The 19,599-nt window shown below is 58.5% G+C and carries 14 protein-coding genes and 1 tRNA gene; 8 read left to right on the forward strand and 7 right to left on the reverse strand.

Annotated elements, in window-relative coordinates; genetic code table 11:
* Window positions 1-50: 50 nt before the first annotated feature.
* From AM218_RS16080 to AM218_RS16090, 3 genes are all read left to right on the forward strand, one after another.
* The gene (locus AM218_RS16080; RefSeq protein ID WP_054415101.1) at window positions 51-1,466 is read left to right on the forward strand and encodes a sigma-54-dependent transcriptional regulator; all 1,416 of its coding nucleotides are present in this window, start codon (window positions 51-53) and stop codon (window positions 1,464-1,466) included.
* 163 nt (window positions 1,467-1,629) lie between these two features.
* Window positions 1,630-2,940 carry a sensor histidine kinase gene (locus tag AM218_RS16085; protein WP_054415103.1) on the forward strand — a complete coding sequence of 437 codons (1,311 nt, stop codon included), beginning with the start codon at window positions 1,630-1,632 and terminating at the stop codon, window positions 2,938-2,940.
* Window positions 2,941-3,023: 83 nt separating this feature from the next.
* Window positions 3,024-3,707: a DUF1345 domain-containing protein gene (locus tag AM218_RS16090; protein WP_071843821.1), complete on the forward strand. Its 684-nt coding sequence runs from the start codon at window positions 3,024-3,026 to the stop codon at window positions 3,705-3,707.
* Between the two features lie 432 nt (window positions 3,708-4,139).
* Here the strand turns inward: AM218_RS16090 and AM218_RS16095 are convergent, their stop codons facing one another.
* Entirely contained in the window at window positions 4,140-4,781 is a 642-nt protein-coding gene (locus AM218_RS16095) for a response regulator (RefSeq protein WP_054415107.1), read from the reverse strand.
* Between the two features lie 121 nt (window positions 4,782-4,902).
* Window positions 4,903-4,974 (reverse strand) — tRNA-Arg (locus AM218_RS16100).
* Between the two features lie 99 nt (window positions 4,975-5,073).
* On the opposite strand from AM218_RS16100, the gene AM218_RS16105 reads away from it, so the two are divergent.
* On the forward strand, window positions 5,074-6,255 hold the full coding sequence (locus tag AM218_RS16105) for a DUF2652 domain-containing protein (protein ID WP_054415109.1): 1,182 nt from the start codon (window positions 5,074-5,076) through the stop codon (window positions 6,253-6,255).
* A gap of 55 nt (window positions 6,256-6,310) precedes the next feature.
* On the opposite strand, the gene AM218_RS16110 is transcribed toward AM218_RS16105, so the two are convergent.
* Window positions 6,311-7,537 (reverse strand): Pycsar system effector family protein, encoded by a 1,227-nt coding sequence (locus tag AM218_RS16110; RefSeq protein WP_054415111.1) that lies wholly within the window; start codon window positions 7,535-7,537, stop codon window positions 6,311-6,313.
* A gap of 267 nt (window positions 7,538-7,804) precedes the next feature.
* Here AM218_RS16110 and AM218_RS16115 point away from each other — a divergent pair, with 267 nt between their 5' ends.
* Both AM218_RS16115 and AM218_RS16120 read left to right on the forward strand, forming a co-directional pair.
* Window positions 7,805-11,701 (forward strand): bifunctional metallophosphoesterase/BamA family protein, encoded by a 3,897-nt coding sequence (locus AM218_RS16115; protein ID WP_231717512.1) that lies wholly within the window; start codon window positions 7,805-7,807, stop codon window positions 11,699-11,701.
* Between the two features lie 57 nt (window positions 11,702-11,758).
* Window positions 11,759-12,877 (forward strand): DUF6268 family outer membrane beta-barrel protein, encoded by a 1,119-nt coding sequence (locus AM218_RS16120; protein WP_157547699.1) that lies wholly within the window; start codon window positions 11,759-11,761, stop codon window positions 12,875-12,877.
* Window positions 12,878-12,977: 100 nt separating this feature from the next.
* Here the strand turns inward: AM218_RS16120 and ppk1 are convergent, their stop codons facing one another.
* The 4 genes from ppk1 to AM218_RS16140 all read right to left on the reverse strand — a co-directional run bounded on the left by ppk1 (window position 12,978) and on the right by AM218_RS16140 (window position 17,619).
* On the reverse strand, window positions 12,978-15,065 hold the full coding sequence (gene ppk1, locus AM218_RS16125) for a polyphosphate kinase 1 (RefSeq protein ID WP_054415114.1): 2,088 nt from the start codon (window positions 15,063-15,065) through the stop codon (window positions 12,978-12,980).
* A gap of 18 nt (window positions 15,066-15,083) precedes the next feature.
* A complete protein-coding gene (locus AM218_RS16130) occupies window positions 15,084-15,578 on the reverse strand; it encodes a SixA phosphatase family protein (RefSeq protein ID WP_054415916.1) in 495 nt (164 codons plus the stop codon).
* A 283-nt stretch (window positions 15,579-15,861) separates the two neighbouring features.
* Window positions 15,862-17,193, reverse strand: coding sequence for a GTPase HflX (hflX, locus tag AM218_RS16135; RefSeq protein ID WP_082318284.1), 1,332 nt, complete (start codon window positions 17,191-17,193; stop codon window positions 15,862-15,864).
* An 81-nt stretch (window positions 17,194-17,274) separates the two neighbouring features.
* Window positions 17,275-17,619, reverse strand: a complete 345-nt coding sequence (locus AM218_RS16140) for a c-type cytochrome (protein WP_082318333.1) — start codon at window positions 17,617-17,619, stop codon at window positions 17,275-17,277.
* A 107-nt stretch (window positions 17,620-17,726) separates the two neighbouring features.
* Between AM218_RS16140 and AM218_RS16145 the strand changes: the two genes are divergently transcribed.
* Window positions 17,727-18,845 carry a glycosyltransferase family 4 protein gene (locus AM218_RS16145; RefSeq protein ID WP_054415120.1) on the forward strand — a complete coding sequence of 373 codons (1,119 nt, stop codon included), beginning with the start codon at window positions 17,727-17,729 and terminating at the stop codon, window positions 18,843-18,845.
* A gap of 64 nt (window positions 18,846-18,909) precedes the next feature.
* Window positions 18,910-19,452 (forward strand): dTDP-4-dehydrorhamnose 3,5-epimerase, encoded by a 543-nt coding sequence (gene rfbC / locus AM218_RS16150; protein WP_054415122.1) that lies wholly within the window; start codon window positions 18,910-18,912, stop codon window positions 19,450-19,452.
* Window positions 19,453-19,599: the final 147 nt, after the last annotated feature.

Consider the following 19,599-nt stretch of genomic DNA (forward strand, 5'->3'; position numbering starts at 1 on the left):
CCTCTTCCGCCGCAAATTACGTCCTTCGCCTCTTCCCCCTTTCCAGCTCCATGATTCTCATTGTCGACGACGATATAGCGGTACGCACCTCTCTGGGGCTGCTATTAAAGCAGGCCGGCTACGCCACCCGTGGCGCCGCCACCCCGGAAGAAGCCCTGCGGGCCCTGCAGGAAGTCAGCCCGCAGCTGGTGCTCATGGACATGAACTACTCCCTGGACACCAGCGGCCACGATGGCCTGGATCTGCTGGCCAAGGTGAAGGTGCTGCAGCCCGCGCTGCCGGTTATTCTTATTACCGGCTGGGGCTCCATTACCCTGGCGGTGGAAGGCATGAAAGCCGGCGCCGCTGAGTTTGTGACCAAGCCCTGGAACAACGACGCCCTGCTGCAAACCATCCGCACCATTCTGGACCTGGCCACCCAGGCCGAAGCCTCCGAGCCGGATGAATCCACGCTCACCCGTCGCCAGCTCGACCGCCAGTACGACTTCAAGAACATTGTGGGCCAGGACCCGCACCTGCTGCATGTGCTGCGCAGCGTGGGCCAGGTAGCCGCCACCGATGCTTCCGTCTTGATTGAAGGCGAGTCCGGCACGGGCAAGGAGCTTATTGCCGAAGCCATTCACCAGAACAGCCAGCGCCGCCGCCAACCCTTTGTGAAGGTAAACCTGGGCGGCATCTCGGCCTCTTTGTTTGAGAGTGAGATGTTCGGGCACCGCCGCGGGGCCTTTACCGATGCTAAAGCTGACCGGGTGGGCCGCTTTGAGCTGGCCAACGGCGGCACCATTTTCCTGGATGAGATTGGCGAGCTGGACATGGGCTCCCAGGTGAAGCTGCTGCGCGTGCTGCAGGACCGCACCTACGAGGTGCTGGGCGACAGTAAGCCGCGCCGCCTGGACATCCGCGTGATTTGCGCCACCAACCGCGACCTGGCCCATGAAGTGCGCGAGGGCCGCTTCCGCGAGGATCTGTTCTACCGCATCAACCTGATAACCGTGCGCCTGCCCGCCCTGCGCGAGCGGCCCACCGATATTCCGCTGTTGGTGCAGCACTTCGTGGATAATCTGCGGGCTACCTACAACCGCCCGGCCCTGAAAGTGAATACCCGCGCCATGCACTGGCTGCGCGAGCAGCCGCTGCCGGGCAACATCCGGGAGCTGAAAAACCTGGTGGAGCGCGCCGTGCTGGTGAGCGGCAAGGATGAGTTGGGCCCCGAGGAGTTTCAGGCCCAATTCCAGAAAACGCCCGTGAAGGTGACGGCCGCCCCCGGCGAGCTGCCCGCCGTGGGCTCCATGACCCTGGACGAGCTGGAATCCCAGATGATTCGCAAATCCATGGACCACTACGCGGGCAACGTTTCCAAAGTAGCCAAAGCCCTGGGCCTGAGCCGCGGCGCCCTGTACCGGCGCCTGGAGAAGTACGATATTCCGTTTGATGTGGAAAAAGGCAACGCCGCCCTGGAAGGGTAGCCGCCGCCAAGCGCAATGAACCAGAAACGTGGTTATGCTGAGCTGGCCGCAGCACGTTGGTGGTGTGGTAACTCCCAGAAAGTGGTAGAACTGCTTCGGCCAGCTTAGTATGACCTTTCTTTCGATTCAGCATCCGCTACCTTGCTGTTTCTAATTTTGCTGCATGACGCTGCGCGCTAAGTTTCTGCTCTTTGCCATTATTATTCACGGGGTGCTGGTGGCCTTGGCCTGGCAGGTACTGCGCCAGAATACCGTGCTGTTCATCAGTGCCGAGCTGCTGCTGCTGGTATCGGTGGTACTGACGGTGCATTTGTACCGGGGCTTTGTGCGCCCGTTTCAACTGATTGCGGCTGGCACGGAGGCCATTAAAGCCAAGGACTTCTCCACCAAGTTCATGCCCGTGAATCAGCGGGAGATGGACCAGCTGATTGAAGTTTACAACCACATGATTGACGAGCTGCGCCAGGAGCGCATCACCCAGCACGAGAAAAGCTTCCTGCTGGAGCACCTCATTCAGGCCTCTCCGGCGGGTATTCTCTTGCTGAATTTCGATGGCCGCATTGAGTCCGTGAACCCGGCCGCCGCGCGCATGCTGCAGCTGCCCGCCCCCGCGCTGGTGGGCCAGCTGCCGGCCGCCCTGCCCGGCGACTGGGGCCCGGCCCTGAGCAGCCTGCAGCCCGGCCACCCGCAGGTGGTGCAGCTCTCGGGCGTGCAAACCTACCGCGCGCACACCTCGCACTTCCTGGACCGGGGCTTCACGCGCTACTTTATTCTGCTGGAGGAGCTCACGCAGGACCTCATCCGGCAGGAAAAGCAGGCGTATGAAAAGCTGATCCGGATGATGTCGCACGAGGTGAACAACTCCATCGGGGCCGTAAACTCCATCCTGCAGTCCTTCCACTACTACGCCCCGCAGCTGGCCGACGAAGACCGCGCCGACTTTACGGAGGCGCTGGAAGTTTCCGTGAACCGCAGCACGCACCTAGCTAACTTCATTGCCAACTTTGCCAACCTGGTGCGCCTGCCGCCGCCCACCCTGCGCCCCGTGGATGTGCACGAGCTGCTGAAATCTACCTGCCGTCTGCTGCAGGTACAAAGCGAAAACCGCAACATCCGCTGGCATTGGGAGCTAACGCCGGGGCCGCTGTTTGTGGCGCTGGATGGCCAGCAGCTGGAGCAGGCCCTGCTCAACATCGGTAAAAATGCCCTGGAGGCCATTGGGGAAGATGGCAATATCTGGGTGCGCACCACGGCTTCGCCGCCCACGGTGGTGCTGGAAAACGACGGGCCCGGCATTCCGCCCGAGGTGCAGCGCCGCCTGTTCACGCCCTTCTACAGCACCAAGCGCGACGGGCAGGGCATTGGCCTTACCCTCATCCGCGACATTCTGCTGCAGCACCATTTTCCTTTCAGCCTGAAAACTCAGCCCAATGGCCGCACTGCTTTCAGTATAGAGCTGACGGCCACGGAATAAGCACCCGCGAGGCGGCTAATTTCACTGGCCCGGATAGGCGCAGCGTGCAGGCGGTTGTGTATCTTTAGGTAGTTGCGAAACCTATGAGGCAATCCGTACTAAGCACTTACTTGATGCACCACATCGGGGCACTGCCCTCGCTGGTGCGGGTCGGGCTGGCGGGTGCGCTGGCAGTGGTTACCTTTCTGCTGGTGCAGCATCAGCCGCATCTTACTACGCGCCTGCTGGCCGCCTGGAATGCTTTTGCCTTCACCTGTCTGGTGCTCATCTGGTCGGCGGTATTCACCGCCGAGCCCGACCATATCCGGAAAGTGGCCGTGTCCGAAGACCCGGGCCGCACCGTGCTTTTTATTTTTGTGCTGGTGGGCATTCTGGCCAGTCTGGTAGCTGTGGTAGCGCTGCTGCGCGCCATGCGCAACCTCCCGCCCGAGCTGCTCCAAACCAATGTGGGACTTTCTATTCTGGCCGTAGCATTTGCCTGGCTGTTGCTGCACACGCTCTTCACGCTGCACTACGCCCACCTGTACTATGCCCCCACCGATGTGGAAGAGGAAGGCGGCCTGCAGTTTCCCGGCAACACCCCCGACCCGAACTACCTGGATTTCGCCTACTTCTCCTTTACCATCGGCATGACGGCCCAAACCTCCGACATCGGCGTCAGCAGCCAGCACATCCGGCGGCTGGTTCTGGTGCACGGGCTGCTCTCCTTTATTTTCAACACGGCCCTGGTAGCTATGACCATCAGCGGGCTGGCCAGCACTTTGTAAGGGTTGCGGCGGCCGTGGAAGAGCCGGTGGTCTACAGTGGGTTAATTCTTGATTTTCTGTGATTTACGATAATGGCATAAGCCGGCGGCTTACAGGCGCTGTATAAAAATACGTATTTATCGCAGTACAAAATCAGTAAGAATGCTGAGGGAATCAGCCTCTGTTTTTCCCGAACTATGCAAAAGCAAACATAGGCGGAGTAGCGGGTCTGTCGTAGGGTTCGCTACTCTGCAACCCTACCTGCGGCGACGCTTGAAATGAGATAATACACCCCTGCTTACCATGGGGTACAGGTATATAGATCTATATCTTATAGTTATAGCCAAATTCTATTGTTATGGCTTAATGTGCATAAGGATTAAGAAAGGCTGGCGGTTTCTGCCAGCCTTTCTTCCTTTTACAGGCTGCAAGCCCGCTGTTTTGGCCGCCGGGCTAGGCAATAATGCCATGGCGCACCGCATACTTAATGAGGGCCGCTGTGTTCTTTACCTGCAGCTTATCCAGAATGTTTTGCCGGTGCGAATCGATGGTGCGCTTGCTGGTGTAGAGCTGTTCGGCAATTTCGTTGGTGGTGAGGCCATCCCCCATCAAAATGAGGACTTCCAACTCCCGGGCCGAGAGCTCCGGCGTATTTTCCTTGCGGGAGAGGGGCGAGATTTGCTGCAGCCGCTCCAAGGCATCCATGCCAATGGCCGTGCTCAGAAACGGCTGCCCGGCCGCTACCGTACGGATAGCGTAGGCCAGCTCGGCGGCATCGGCGGTTTTCAGGCTGTAGCCTAAAGCCCCCGCGGCCAGCATGCTACTCACCGACTGCTCGTGGTCCAGCATAGACAGGGCCAGTACTTTCACCTGGGGGAATCGGCTCAGCAAAAGTGGGAGCGTAGAAAGCCCATCCAGCACGGGCATGGCCACATCCAGCAAAATCACATCGGCTGGGGTGTGCTCCAGCATATCCAATAGTTCCTGGCCATTGCCAGCTTCCCCTACCACCTCTACTTCTGGCACCTTTCCCAGCAATGACCGAATGCCATTGCGGAGGAGAGTATGATCATCAGTAAGTATAACACGAATCATGCGCGTACCTTTAAAGTATCTGAATTGAATCAGCCACGATACTCGTTGGCACGGAAGTCCGCCCTTGGTGGGCGGCCGCAGTGCAGAAACAAGTAACGCCTGCGGAATAAACTGTAAAAAGTAGCCCCGGCGGGAATCGAACCCACATCAAAAGTTTAGGAAACTTCTATTCTATCCGTTGAACTACGGGGCCAGCGGGTTTGCGCGTAAAGGTAACCGGAAACACACTGGTGTGCCAAACCTGCGCCACAACGCCCCGCGTATCCGGTAATCTTTCGCATATTCACCCTCTATGGGCTTACTTGATGATATACGTGCCGCGCGGCGCACCGTGGGCAGCCGGGTGGCCGTGCCGGAGCCACAGCCCGCGTTGCTTTTCATCCCCGATATCAGCGGCTTTACCCAGTTTATTGAAAACTCAGGCAGCCCCCTGGCGCCCTGGCTGATTGCCGATTTGCTGGAAGTACTCATTGAAGGCAATATGCTGGATATGCAGGTGAGTGAGATTCAGGGCGATGCTATTCTGTTTTACCGGCTGGGCCGGCCCCCGGCCATTGCGGAGGTAGTGGCGCAATGCCGCCGCATGTTCCTTGATTTTCAGAACTACCTGCGGTTGGTAGAGCGGGATGCCGGCTCAGCCCTAGGCGCGGCCCTGCTGGCCAACGAGCTGACGCTGAAAATCATTGTGCATTATGGGCAGGTGCACGTGGCCCAGATCCGGCAGTACACCAAGCTCATGGGCCGCGACGTAATTGTGGTGCACCGGCTGCTTAAAAACGACATTATGGGTGGGGAGTACGCCCTGCTCTCCGATGGCTACCTGAATACGCAGCCGCCGGCGGCTATTCGGGGCAGCTTTTCCTGGACGCGCCTGCTTCACGGCTTAACTACTTACGATGTGCTGGGGGCTATTTCCTACCGCTACGCCCACCTCACACCCCTGCGCCTGCTGGTAGACCGGCACGGCCAGGCCCGTCCGGCTGGCACCCAGGCCAACGCCGTGGTGGTGCGCCGCGTGCTGCCGGTGCCCGCAGGCTATGCGCTGCGGATAGTGAGCAACCTGCGGCTGCGCTGCCGCTGGCTGCAGGGCGCGCACTCCGTGGAGTATGACCGAACCAAGGCCAACCGCCTGGGCACCAACTACCGTATTGGCCTGAACCGTGGCGAGATAAACGTGCAGGCCGTGCAGCGCTTTGAGCAGGGCGAGCGGCTGGAATACGTAGAGAAGATTTCCCACTTCCGCATATTCCCCAACTCGCTGCTGTTCTTTTTTCTGGAGGAGGTTTCTGACCAGGCCTGCCTGCTCACCTTGGAGTTTCGCTACGGCCATATTGCGGGGGCTTCTGCGCTTATCCGGTTTGGGCAGCTGCGGCGGCTGCAGCGCTTTCTGGGGGCCTCCATCCGGCAGCTGGAAGTTATCTGCAACCAGATGCGGGAGCGGCAACGGGCGAAAGAGACTCCCCCGGAAAAATAAAATGCCCGGCCACCACACGGGCAGCCGGGCATTTTATGCTCCCTGCTAAGCAGGGCTACATTTTATACAGTAGCACAATGCCGAAGGAAATGGTTGTCAGAATCAGGCCAACCATAAAAATGGTGTAGCTGATGCGCAGCAGCCGGTATTTACGGGCCAGCACCTCGCCCAGGTAGTAAATATCCGTCACCATGTTGGTGTAGAGCTTTTCTTTCTGGCGCATCAACTCGTTCATGCCGCCTTGGAAATCATCCAGATTCAGCTTGGTGAAGTTGCCGAAGAACAGCAGGTTGACGCGCCGGTTAGTAGCTACCTGCGGGCTGCGGCTCAGCCACTTAAAGCTGGTTACATCGGGTTGGGCCGAAAGGATGGCCGATACCACCGAGCCCAGCGCCGTGGCCAGCAGAATGCCCATGGGCACGGTCAGGATGGGGTTTTTTGTGAAAGCCGGCCCCAACGCCGTAGACTTGGCGCCCAGGTAGGTGATGATAACCGACATAATAACCGCATTCAGGCTGATCATCATGTTCGCCTTTTTATCGGCCATGTCTGACAGCTTCATGTGGTTGCTGTACGTGGTTCGGAACATGGTTTCCACGCCGCGCTTGGGCTCGGCAAAGGTGTCGGTGGCCTCTTTATCTTTCTTCTTGGCCTTTTTCTCGGTCTTTTTGAGCTGCTTGCGCTGCGCCTTAATATTATCCTTCAGCTGCTCTTTGTAGCGCTCCTTGCCGGTATCACTGAGAAACTTAAAGGTGAGCAGGAAATCCAGCTGATATTCGGCCCACTCCGGGGTGCTGTATGTTTTGCCCAGGGCAGCTTCCCACTCGGCGCGCAGTATCTCGGCGTTGCTCAGGAAATCTTCCCGCCCCAGGCTGCTCATATCGGCATCCATGAGCAGCTTCTGCATCTCGGTTTCGCAGGTTTCGTCGCGGTGCGTGGCTTTGATGAGGTCTTTCACCACGGCAATACGCTCGGGCGGGTAGCTCTGCTCCGTCAGCCACTGCTCGGCTATGGCCATGCTCCGGTACTCGTGCCCATCGTAGACTTCGGTATAGCCGGTATCGTGAAACCAGGCTGCCAGTAGCAGCATTTCCAGATCGGTGGCGGAAAGGCCCGCCGCCTGGCCCAGCGCCGCCGCCTCCTTCACGGTAGTGGCCGTGTGCTTGAAGGAGTGATAAACGAGCTGTTTGGGTAGCTTCTCCTCAAAAAAGACTTCGATGAATTTCTTGGCCTTTTTGACGATTTCAGTTTTAGCTACACTTATGGTTTCAGAAGCTTCCATGGAACGATGGCGGGAACGGCGGCTGGCCGCATAAAAAAGGTGAGAGGGCGCCGCTAATTAAAGTAAAACGCGAAAAGGGCAGAGAGGTTATCCTAGGGCTGCCTGAACCGTGGGGCGCTGCTTTGCGTAGGGCTGCGCATACATCTTTCCCAACGCCGGGCCCGTCCGGAACGTATCGGGAAATTACGCTGCTTTTGCTACAAGATAAGAAGCAGTAGCCTCCTCACCAGTAACGGCCCTCCTGATAGGGGCCGCTTCCACCATCGTATGAGAATTTTTTCCGCGTTTAGTTGCCTGCTGCTTGTGCTGCTGGGCAGCGCGTTGCCTGCATCGGCCCAGAAAGTCCAGGTGCCCCACCCAGAGCGCCCCAACTACCGGGGCATAGGCAAGGACTGGAAAAAGCAAACCCCGCCCGATAGCGCCCACGTGCGCTACACTATCTTTCTAATTGGCGACGTAGGTGCCCCCGCCCTGGACTCGGCCGGGGAGCCTTCCCTGAACTTTATGCGCCGGCAGATGCTGGCCGCCGGCTCCAAAAGCACCACTATTTTCCTGGGCGACAATATTTACGAGTACGGCATGCCCGATACCCGCGCCTACGACCGCAAAACCGCGGAGCGGCGCATTACGGCGCAGCTGAATACCATGCGCAATTACGCCGGGGAGAAGTACATGATTCCCGGCAACCACGACTGGAAACAGGGCCTGAACGGCAGCGTAGAGCAGGTAAACCGCGAGCAGCAGTTTGTGGAGGAGTTCATGACCCGCGACTCGGCGGCGTTTGCCTATACCGGCGACTTTTTCATTCCGCGCGATGCCTGCCCCGGCCCGTTTGAGGTGCGCCTGCAGGATGACATTGTGATGATTGCCATCAACTCCCAGTGGTTTCTGCAAACCGATGAGCGGCCTTATGGCGGCAACAGCGGTTGCGGCGTAGCCGATGAAACCGACTTTTTTACGCAGCTGGAGGATATTATTCAGCACAACGCTGGCAAGAACATTATGGTGGTGGCCCACCACCCCCTGTTTTCTGATGGTATTCACGGCGGCTACTTCACCCTGGCCGACCACTTCTTTCCGCTGTCCATCGTCTATAAATACGCTTTCCTGCCTTTGCCCATCATCGGCTCCATCTACCCGTTTGCGCGCAAGTACGGCGGGGTAAGCCAGGATATTCCGCACCCGATGTACCAGAAGTACAAAGACGGCCTGATGGAGATTTTCAATAAGTACCCCAATGTGGTGTACGCCGCCGGCCACGAGCATAACCTGCAGTACTTCACAGAGGGCAACCTGCACCACATTGTGAGCGGCTCGGGCTGCAAAACCCAGCACGTGAAGCCCGGCCCGGGCGGCAATGCGCTGTTCTCGGATAAGGAGAAAGGCTTTGCCCGCGTGAACTACTATGACAACGGTGAAGTGTGGGTGGAGTATTATATCCCCGAAGACCGGGGCGAAAAAGGTCGCCTGGTGTTCCGCACCCCCATGTATGCCCAGCAAACGGCCGAGCTGACCCAGCTGCAGGAGCGGGAGCAGCTGCAGCGCCCCCCGTTTGGCGATAGTACCATTACCCTGGCCATAAACCCGCGCTATGCCAAGCGTGGCGCCCTGCACCGCGCCCTTTTCGGCGACCATTACCGCGCCGAGTGGTCTACCCCGGTAGAGTTTCCGGTGCTGGATATGGCCACCGAGCGGGGCGGCCTGATGCCCTACAAAGTGGGCGGGGGCAAACAAACCTCCTCTCTGAAGGTGCGCAACGAGGAAGGCCGCAACTATACCCTGCGCGGGCTTAACAAAGACCCCGCCGCCGTACTGCCCGAAGCCCTGCGTGAAACCGCGGCCCGGGACATTCTGCAGGACCAAATTTCGGCGCAGCACCCCTATGCCGCCTTTGTAATTCCGCCGCTGGCCGAGGCGGCGGGTATTCTGCATACCAATCCCAAGCCCGTGTACATCCCCCGCGACCCCCTGCTGGGCCAGTACGTAGACCGGTTTGCCGATACCCCGGCCATGATTGAGGAAGATGCCAAGGATGACCAGAGCAATGTGGAATCCCTCGGCAATGCCACCAACCTGGTGGGCACCGACAAGGTGCTGGAGCGCCTGGAGGACGACAACGACAACCGCGTAAATGAAAAAGACTTTGCCCGCTCGCGCCTCTTCGATATGTGGATTGGCGACTGGGACCGGCACGAAGACCAGTGGCGCTGGGCCGAGCGCAAGGACGCAGACGGGGACCGGAAATTTACCGCCGTGCCAGAAGACCGGGACATTGCCTTTTTCAAGGGCGACGGATTTCTGCCCTGGGTAGCCAGCCGCAAGTGGGCCATCCGCAACTTCCAGAACTTCGGAAAGGACTACGCCGACTACAAAGGCCTGAACCTGACCGCCCTGGCCAACGACCGCACCTTCCTGGCCTCGGTCAGCAAGGATAAGTGGGTGGAAATAGCCGAGGATATGAAGCGCGACCTGACCGATGCCATCATCGACAGCGCGCTGCGGGCCAACTGGGCGCCCCAGATTTACGCCCTGCACGGCCCCGAAATTGCGGCCAAGCTGAAAAGCCGCCGCGACCTGCTGCCCCAACTGGCCGCCGACTATTACGGTGTGCTGAATGAGGTGGTGGAAGTGAAAGGCAGCCGCAAGCGGGAGCAGTTTGATGTAGTGCGCCTCCCCGACAACAAGACCCGCGTCACCGTCACCAAAATCAACAAGGAGGGCAAGCGCACCAAAACCCTGTTCGATAAAACGTTTGACCCCAGCGTTACCAAGGATATTCGCCTCTATGGCTTTGCCGGGCACGATGTGTACCACGTTACCGGGGAGTCGAAAAAAGGCCCCTTGCTGCGCATTATTGGCGGCACTGAGGCCGACACCATCACCGATAATTCCCGCGTGGGCGGCTGGCGCCACCGCACACTGGTGTACGATGCCGATACCAGCAACATTATTACAGCCGGCAAGGAAACACGCCTGCACCTGGAGCCCGGCACAGAGGTGAGCCGCTACGACCACCCCAACCGCACCGACCGCAAAGACTACCGCCTGCCTTACTTCGGTCCGGCCGTGTATTTCGGGTATAATATTGATGATGGTCTGTTTGTAGGCGGTGGCGGCACGCTGCGCACCTACGGCTTCCGCCGCTCTCCCTTTGCCACGGAGCAAACGCTGGTAGCCAACTACGCGCCCAGCCGCCAGGCGTATAACGTGCGCTACAACGGGGCCTTCACGGATGTGGTAGGGAAGTTTGATCTGAAGATCAACTCCCAGTTTTATGGCCCTCAGCTGCTGTATAACTACTTCGGCTCGGGCAACAATACCCGTAACGTGCTGGCGGAGCGGGGCGATGACAACCGCGTCACCAACCGCGACATCAACGACAACTACCGCATCCGCTTCTCGCGCTTTTACTTCTCGCCAGTGCTGGAAAAGGATGTTTTCAGCTTTCTGAAGGCAGGCATCGGGCCGCAGTACGACCAGTGGCGCATCTCCAAGCAAGACCTGGGCCAGCAGATTCTCAGCGGCCTTGATGAGCAGGGCAACGGTGCCACTGGGGCCGCCACCGGCATCCGCGCCTCTGACTTCCAGCTGAACCGCTACCTGGGCGGGCGCGTGTATGTTAACCTGGACGCCGCCAGCTCCCCCAAAAACCCCCGTATTGGATTGCGCTGGTACAACTCTGCGGAGTTTAACCGCCAGCTGAACGGGGAGAAGCTGCAGTACACCCGCCTGGCTTCCGAAGCCCGGTTCTACCTCAGCCCCAACTTTCCGTTCCAGCTTACCTGGGCCGGCCGTCTGGGCATCAGTCATAACATCGGCGACTACCGCTTCTACCAAGCCAACACCCTAGGCGGCACCACCAACCTGCGTGGCTACCGCCGCACGCGCTACGCTGGCCGCACCTCGTTGTATGGCAATGGCGAGGTGCGGGTGCAGCTTTTCACCTTCAATGCCTACCTGGTGCCCGGCAAGTTTGGCGTGCTGGGCCTGGCCGATGCGGCCCGCGTATTTACCACGCAGGACACGCGCACCGGTCTGCAGGCCTTCCATACGGCTGTGGGCGGCGGTATCTGGGTGGATGTGCTGAAGCAGGCTGTGATAAATGCTACGTACTCTGTGGGCGAGGAAAATCTGGTGTTTGTCGGCTTCGATTTCCTGTTCTAAACCCTGGCCTTTGCCGACTTGGATCCGTAAGTGGCTTATGTACTTTTCTTATTGTTTATGATGTCCTACTTTATTCCACAATGTCGTCTGTCTGCTGCACTCCTAACGGCCGGCCTGCTGGCCCTGGCTCCGCTGGCAATGGCGCAGGTGTACCCACCACCCGCCCCCATGAAGGGTGATACGGTCGTGGACGACCAGGTGGGGAAGAACCGGGAGTTTGCCGTGCCTTCGGTGGTGGGCATGGGCCCCAGTAAGGGCCTGGTGCTGCATTATGAGCGGCTAAGCAATTTCAACATCAAATCGGAGCTGCGCGACCGGGAGCCGCAGGGCGAGGCCAGCACTACCGTTACCAAGAATGCCCGGGCCTTTGTGAAAGCCTACGCGCCCCTCTGGAACCATCCGCATCTGAAGGTGATTCTGGGCGTAAACTACGACCGTGAGGAGTTTAACTTCAAAGACCCCAACGCTTCCGTGCTGTACCGCAACCTGGAAGACAAGGGCCTGAAAACCATTGGTACGCAGCTGGCCGTTATCAGGCCCGTAGATGCCGTGCACTGGTACATTGCCCGCGTGAAAGGGGAGCTGAACGGCGACTATACCTCCAGCGAGCTGACGCTGAAAGACTACCTTAAAACCTCCGCCGAGTTTATTTACGGCTGGAAGAAGAGCCCCACGTTTGCCTGGGGCCTGGGCCTGCAGCTGGGCTACACGTTTGGGCGGCAAAGCCTGTACCCGGTGCTGCTGTATAACCGCACCTTTAGCCCGCATTGGGGCGTAGAGTCGCTGTTCCCGGCCCGCGTTACGTTCCGCTACAATGCCTCGCCTAAAACGCTGCTGTTTGCCGGTTATACCGTAGATGGTCTCAACTACAACATTAAGCTGCGGGAGCCGCTGCAGAACGGGCTGCGCACCCTTATTCTACGCGAAACAGAAGTGAAGCCCCGCGTGCGTCTTGAACGGGAAATCTACGATTTCCTGTGGTTTGGGCTGGAGGGCGGCTACCGCTACAACTACTCCTTCAACAACGTAGATCAGAACAGCAACGCCCGCAGCTTGTTTGGTGCCGGCTCCAACGATAAAACTATTGTGAATACCCTGGGCGGTGCGCCGTATGCCAGCGTGGAGCTGTTTCTGGTACCGCCGCGCAAGTTCCTGAAGAAAACCATCAGCAAGTAACCTGCCCAGCGCCCAACCGCTTTGGCAGGCACGCTTAAAAGCCACCGGCCCTATCTCAAAATGCAAGATAGGGCCGGTGGCTTTTTAACGTGCCTGCCGGTTAGCGACGGCGGCCGCTACGCTTTTTCAGATAGTCATAGGTGGCCGTTTGCGCCTGCAGGCGAAGGGTACCGGCGGCATCGGGGGCAATAAAGCAGTTGTCGAAATCCCGGGACTTCACGTTGTCCTGACGCTGCAGGTCCAGCAAGTCGCGCACTTCGCGGCGCACGGCGGGGTCGTAGAGGGGGAAGGCCACTTCCACACGGTGGTCCAGGTTGCGGGCCATCCAGTCGGCGGAGGCTACGTACACCTTCTCCTGGCCGCCATTGCCGAACACGTACACGCGGGCATGCTCCAGGTAGCGGTCTACCAGGCTGCGCTGCCGGATGTTCTCGCTCTGGCCCGGCACCTGCGGCACGGCGCAGGAAATGCCCCGAATCAGCAGCTCAATCTGCACGCCGGCCTGGCTGGCTTCATACAGCTTCAGAATCATCCGGTCATCCTGCAGGGCATTCAGCTTGAGAATGATGTAGGCTTCCTGGCCGGCCCGAGCATTATTTATTTCGGTGTCGATGAGGGCATTCAGCTTCTCGCGCAGCTCGAAGGGCGCCACCAGCAAGTGCTCGAAGGGTGGGGGCGTTACCCGGTCAAGGAAATACTGGAAGATGGCGCTTATCTCCCGGGTGAGGCGCTCATCGGCCGTCAGCAGGGCGTGGTCGGAATAAATGTTGCTGGTTACCTCGTTGAAGTTGCCGGTGCTCAGGTAGGCGTACTGGCGGGAAAGGCCGGCTTCTACGCGGGTAATGAGGCAGAGCTTGCTGTGCACTTTCAGATCGGGCACGCCATAAATAACGTTGGCCCCGGCACGCTGCAGCTTCTCGGCCCAGCGGATATTGGACTCCTCATCAAAGCGCGCTTTCAACTCTACTACCACCGTTACCTGCTTGCCGTGCTTCACGGCTTTCAGCAGGGCTTTGGCTACCTCGCTTTTCTCCGCCACCCGGTACAGCGTAATGCTGATGGCCGATACGGCCGCATCGGTAGCGGCTTCGCGCAGCAGGCGCAGCACGTAGTCGTAGGTCTGGTAGGGGAAGTGCAGCAGATGGTCCTTGGCAGCCATGGCGCTGAGCAGGCTGCCGCGGGCGGGCAGCGACGGATGCTTGAGCGCGGGCTGGGCGGGGTACTGCAAATGCTTCAGGCCCATATCCGGAAAGCCGAAGAAGTCCCGGAAGTTGTGGTAGCGGCTGCCCTCTACCAGCTCATCCTGGGTGATATGGGTTTTCTGCATCACGGCACGCAACACCTCTTTGGGCATGGCAGGGTCGTAGAGCAGGCGGGCCGGGTAGCCGGTTTCGCGCTTCTGTAGGCTGCTTTTGATTTTGGCCAGCAGGTTGCCTGATACTTCTTCCTGCAGATCCAGCTCCGCATCCCGGGAAATCTTGATGGCGTGCACCTGCACCTGCTTGAACTTCGGGAACAGCTCATGGGCGCAGCACCGGATGACATCATCCAGAAACATCACATAGTGCTCCTTACCCTCGGTGGGCAGCTGCACAAAGCGGCCGCCGTGCCGGCGGGTGGGCAGTTCCATTACCAGCACCCGCTCCTCGTCGCTGGCTTTTTTTGTCTGCAGGGGCTCCGTGAGCAGGAAAGTCATGTACACGGTCTGATCCTTGAGGAACAGGTGGTGCAGGGTTTCATCCAGAATAACGGGAGAAAGCAAATCTTGCACCCGCTCATGAAAATACTGGCGCACAAAGGCGCGCTGCTCCTCCGTCAGATCATGCTCACTGATGAGATGAATATGCTCTTGGCGCAGCTCGGGCAGAATGCTGTTGCGGAAGGTTTCGCCAAATTCATGCTGCTGGCGGCCTACTTCGGCCAGCACCTGCTCCAGCTGGGGGGCAGGGTCTTCGCCCAGCTTGGCGCGGGTTTTCTTTTTCAGTTTCACCAGGCGGCGCAGCGTGGCCACGCGCACCTTGAAGTACTCATCCAGGTTGGAGGAGAAGATGGCCATAAACTTGAGCCGCTCCAGCAGGGGCACCTCCGGGTGCTGGGCTTCCTGCAGCACCCGGTAGTTGAAGGCCAGCCAGCTAAGCTCACGGTTGCGGAAAGGTGGGGTGGTATGGGAGGCAGAGGTTTCGTGCATCAGGGGAAGGCAATTCACTTATTGATGATTGCCGGGGTAATCGTAGAAGTAAAACTCAGTGGTAGCACGGTCCGTTTCCTGCCAGCGGTCAATGTTCAGGTGCAGGCACACAACGGCAGCCGTGGACATATCCTCAATCTGGTTGGGAGAAAGCAGGTTGGCAAAGTCCGTGATGGTGTTGTTGTGGCCTACCAGCAGCACGGCGTTGGCCGTGTCGGGCAGTTTGCGCACAATGTCGAGCAGGTCGGCGGGCTCGGCGCGGTATATGCGCTCCTGCACTTCAATCCGCTCATTGGGGTAGCCTATTTCTTTGGCCACCAGCGCGGCGGTGCTCAGGGCCCGTACGGCGGGGCTGCTGATCAGCAAATCCAGCTTAATGTGGCGGTCGGCCAGGGCTTTGCCCATGCGGGGGGCGTCGTCGCGGCCCCGCTCATTCAGGGGGCGGTCGTGGTCGGTCAGGTCATCAAAGCTCCAGCTGGATTTAGCGTGGCGCATCAGGTACAGGGTCTTCATAAGGTAGGCGTAGGCGGTAGCGGGTTTCTTTACTGTTGCGGGCAAAAATAGTTTGGAGGCGGCAAGTAAAGCGTTGAACCTGAACGAAAAAAGCCCGCCGGAAAAGGCGGGCTTTTTGGTGGTGAGTGAGTTGTGGGAAAGGGAGCAATACCCGGCGCTGCAATTCCGGGGCAGCTAAGAACGCAATTAATTTTTGATTAAAAAGTCCGTCCCAAAAAGAAAAGCGAATTTTCGCCTGATTTTAAAACTGCTCTTACAGGTGCCTGCAGCCGGTTTTGCTCTCTTAACCAGCAGCTTCCGGCACCGGTTGGCTGGGAAAGCGCCGCTGCTGAATGGCCGCCACGTGGCGCACCAGCAAGGCCCGCAGCTCGTCAATATTGGTGCGCTCCTGAGCCGAGATGAAAATAACCGGGTCGTGCATTTTGGCCATGTAGGTGGCCTGCAGCTGCTCCAGTGTGGGGCGGGGCGTTTCGTCCTCGTCGGGGTTCATACCCTCAAAGCCGTCGTGATGTTGGGCGTCGGCGTGCAGGTCGTACTGGTCTATTTTGTTGAAGACCAGCAAGGTGGGTTTATCAGAGGCGCCAATGTCCTTGAGCGTGTCATTCACCACGGCAATATGCTCTTCAAACGAGGGGTGGGAAATATCCACCACGTGCACCAGCAAATCGGCCTCCCGGATTTCATCCAGCGTGCTCTTAAAGCTCTCGATGAGGCGGGTGGGCAGCTTACGAATAAACCCTACCGTATCGGAAAGCAGGAAGGGCGTGTTTTCCAGCACCACTTTGCGCACCGTGGAGTCTACGGTAGCGAAGAGCTTGTTTTCGGCAAACACGTCGGCGCGGCTCAGCAGGTTCATAATGGTGCTTTTGCCCACGTTGGTGTAGCCTACCAAGGCCACGCGCACCGTGTTCGTGCGCGTTTTGCGCTGGGTATGGCTTTGCTTGTCGAGGTCTTTGAGCTTCTCTTTCAGAAAGGCTATCCGGTCGCGCGCTACGCGGCGGTCAGTTTCAATTTCGGTTTCACCCGGACCACGCTGCCCTACACCGCCACGCTGCTTGTCTAAGTGAGTCCACAGGCCGGTGAGGCGGGGCAGCAGGTACTGGTATTGCGCCAACTCCACCTGCGTGCGCGCCGTAGCCGACTGGGCCCGGCTGGCAAAAATATCAATGATGAGCAGGGAGCGGTCCACAATCTTCACCTTCAGCTCGGCCTCCAGGTTGCGGAGCTGGGAAGGCGAAAGGTCATCATCAAAAATGACCATGCTGGCCCCGCTGTGCTGCACGTAGGCTTTGATTTCGGCCAGCTTGCCTTCGCCCACAAACGTGCGGATATCGGGCTTTTCCAGGCGCTGCACAAAGCGCTTGGTAACGGTAGCGCCGGCGGTTTCGGCCAGGAAGGCCAGCTCATCCAGGTATTCCTGGGTGAGGGCGTCGGCCTGGCGCTTGTCGGGTACGGCCACCAGTACGGCGGTTTCTTCCTCGGGCGAGGTTTCGTAGGTGCCTTTCTCAGATTTGGCCAGTATGCGGCCGGCGCGGCCTTTCACGCTGTCTACGGCGCCAGGGTGGCGGGTGCTGTTGCTATGCTTGCGGCCTTTGGAAACGGGTTTATTAGCCATGTAGGAGTGGTTGCTTAATTGGGAGAGAGCTAAGAGACATAGAACAGATTTCGGCGCGGAAACAGCCGTCCTTTTGCGCTTTTATTTCAGCGTAAGGGAATAAGCCGCTACCTGTTCAATCTGCTCGGGGGTGAGCTGGCCTTTGAAGGCGGGCATGTTGCCCAGCCCATTGGTTACCATGTACACGCGCCCCATCTGGTTTAGGTTGCTTTTGGTCAGGTCGTGGGCGCCGTTCAGGCCGCGCTTGCCATCGGGCCCGTGGCATACGGCGCAGTTGGTGGCGAACAGGGCCTGGCCGGGAAGCTCGGCCGGTGCGCTGGCTGCGGCATCAGCCGGAGCTTCGGTGGGAGAAGAGGAGCAGGCCGATACCAGCAAACTGCTCAGAAAAATAAAAAAGGGCCGGAGCCCGTGCCAGGACAACATCATTGCGAAAGAAAATACCGTAATGCGCCACAAAGTAACCGAAAGTGCGTCGCCCTGCGGCTTGCCAGTGCTTAGCCCGTTACCTTTGCCTTCTGAATAACCCCGTTTGCATGCGCGTTGCCATTGTAATTAATACCTCCTGGAATATCTGGAATTTCCGCCGCAGCCTGGTACAGGCGCTGCAATCAGCGGGCCATGAAGTGCTGGCCATAGCCCCTCCCGATGCCTATTCTGAGCGTTTAGAAACCGAGCTGGGCTGCCGCTTTGTCCCCATTCTGATGGAAAACAAAGGCACCAACCCTCTCAAGGATGCTCTGCTCACGCGCCGCTTTTATGATATTTACAAGCGCGAGCGGCCCGATGTAGTGCTGCAATACACCATCAAGCCCAATATTTACGGCACCCTGGCCGCCAAGCTGGCGGGAGTTCCCAGCGTGAACAACGTATCGGGCCTGGGCACGGTGTTCATCGTGAAAAACCTGGTGAGCAAAGTGGCCCTGGGCTTGTATCGGTTTGCGTTTCAATTCCCGCGCCGGGTGTTTTTTCAGAATGATGATGACCGGCAGCTGTTTCTGCAGCACAACTTAGTAAAGCAGCAGATTACCGATTTGCTGCCCGGCTCCGGCGTTGATGTGCGCAAGTTCCTTCCCGCCGACACCTTCCAACGCAACCAGCCCTTCACCTATCTCATGATTGCCCGCGTGCTCTATGAGAAGGGCGTGGAGGAATACTTTGAAGCTGCCCGCCTAGTGCGCGCGGCCATGCCCGGCACGCGTGTGCAGCTGCTGGGCGGCATTGATGAGTCGGGTGGGGTAGGCGTGAAGCGGGCCGTATTTGACGAGTGGCTGCAGGCCGGCCACATCGAATACCTGGGTACTTCCGATAACGTAGCCGCCCACATTGCCGAGGCCGACGTGGTGGTGCTGCCTTCTTACCGCGAAGGCACGCCCAAAACCCTGCTGGAAGCCGCCGCCATGGGTAAGCCCATTGTAACCACCGACGTGCCCGGCTGCCGCGAAACCGTCATCGACGGCTACAACGGCCTGCTCTGCCAGGTGCGCAGCGGCCCCGACCTGGCCCGCAAAATGCTTCATCTTCAGCATTTACCAGAACACAAACTGGCCGAAATGGGCCGCGCCAGCCGCCGTCTGGCCGAAGACAAGTTTGACGAGCAGCTGGTCCTGGATAAATACCTGCGCTTGGTAGCAGAAATTGGCCCTCGCTCGTAGATCAGCCCTTAAAGCTTCCGGCTGAAATTAGTTTTTACCTTAAAAATCTGTCCCGTTACCTCCAATGGAAATCAAGCAACACGCCCTGGAAGGAGTTTTTGAGTTCACACCCCGGGTTTTCGCCGATGCCCGAGGGGCCTTTTTTGAATCCTTCAGCGAGAAAGTGCTGCAGCAGGCCGGGATTCAGGAGAACTGGGTACAGGATAATCAGTCCAGCTCTTCCCAAGGCGTATTACGTGGCCTCCATTTTCAGCGGCCCCCTCATGCGCAGGCCAAGCTGGTGCGCGTAGCTGCCGGCCGCGCCATGGACGTCGTCGTTGATTTACGGCGCACTTCACCTACTTATGGTCAGCACCTGGCAGTAGCGCTGGATGCTGAAAAATGCAATATTCTATATGTGCCTGTAGGCTTTGCCCACGGTTTCGTGGCGTTGGAAGACAACACACTCTTCCTCTACAAGTGCAGCAATTACTACCATCCCGCCGCGGAAGGTGGCCTGCACTGGAACGACCCGGCCCTGAGCATTAACTGGGGCATAGAAAACCCGCTGGTTTCCGATAAAGACCAGATACTTCCCTTCCTGCAGGATCTGGAAAACCCGTTTTAGGTTATTGTCCGAAGTTCAAAACAAACCCATCAGTCATCACCCCAATTCCATCTATCATCCTGAGCTTGCGAAGGACCTTCTCACGGCTAAACGACAAGCGTAAAAACGACTCGTTCTGAATTGAGAAGGTCCTTCGGACAGCTCAGG

The organism is Hymenobacter sp. DG25A, from assembly GCF_001280305.1.
Classification (GTDB): domain Bacteria; phylum Bacteroidota; class Bacteroidia; order Cytophagales; family Hymenobacteraceae; genus Hymenobacter.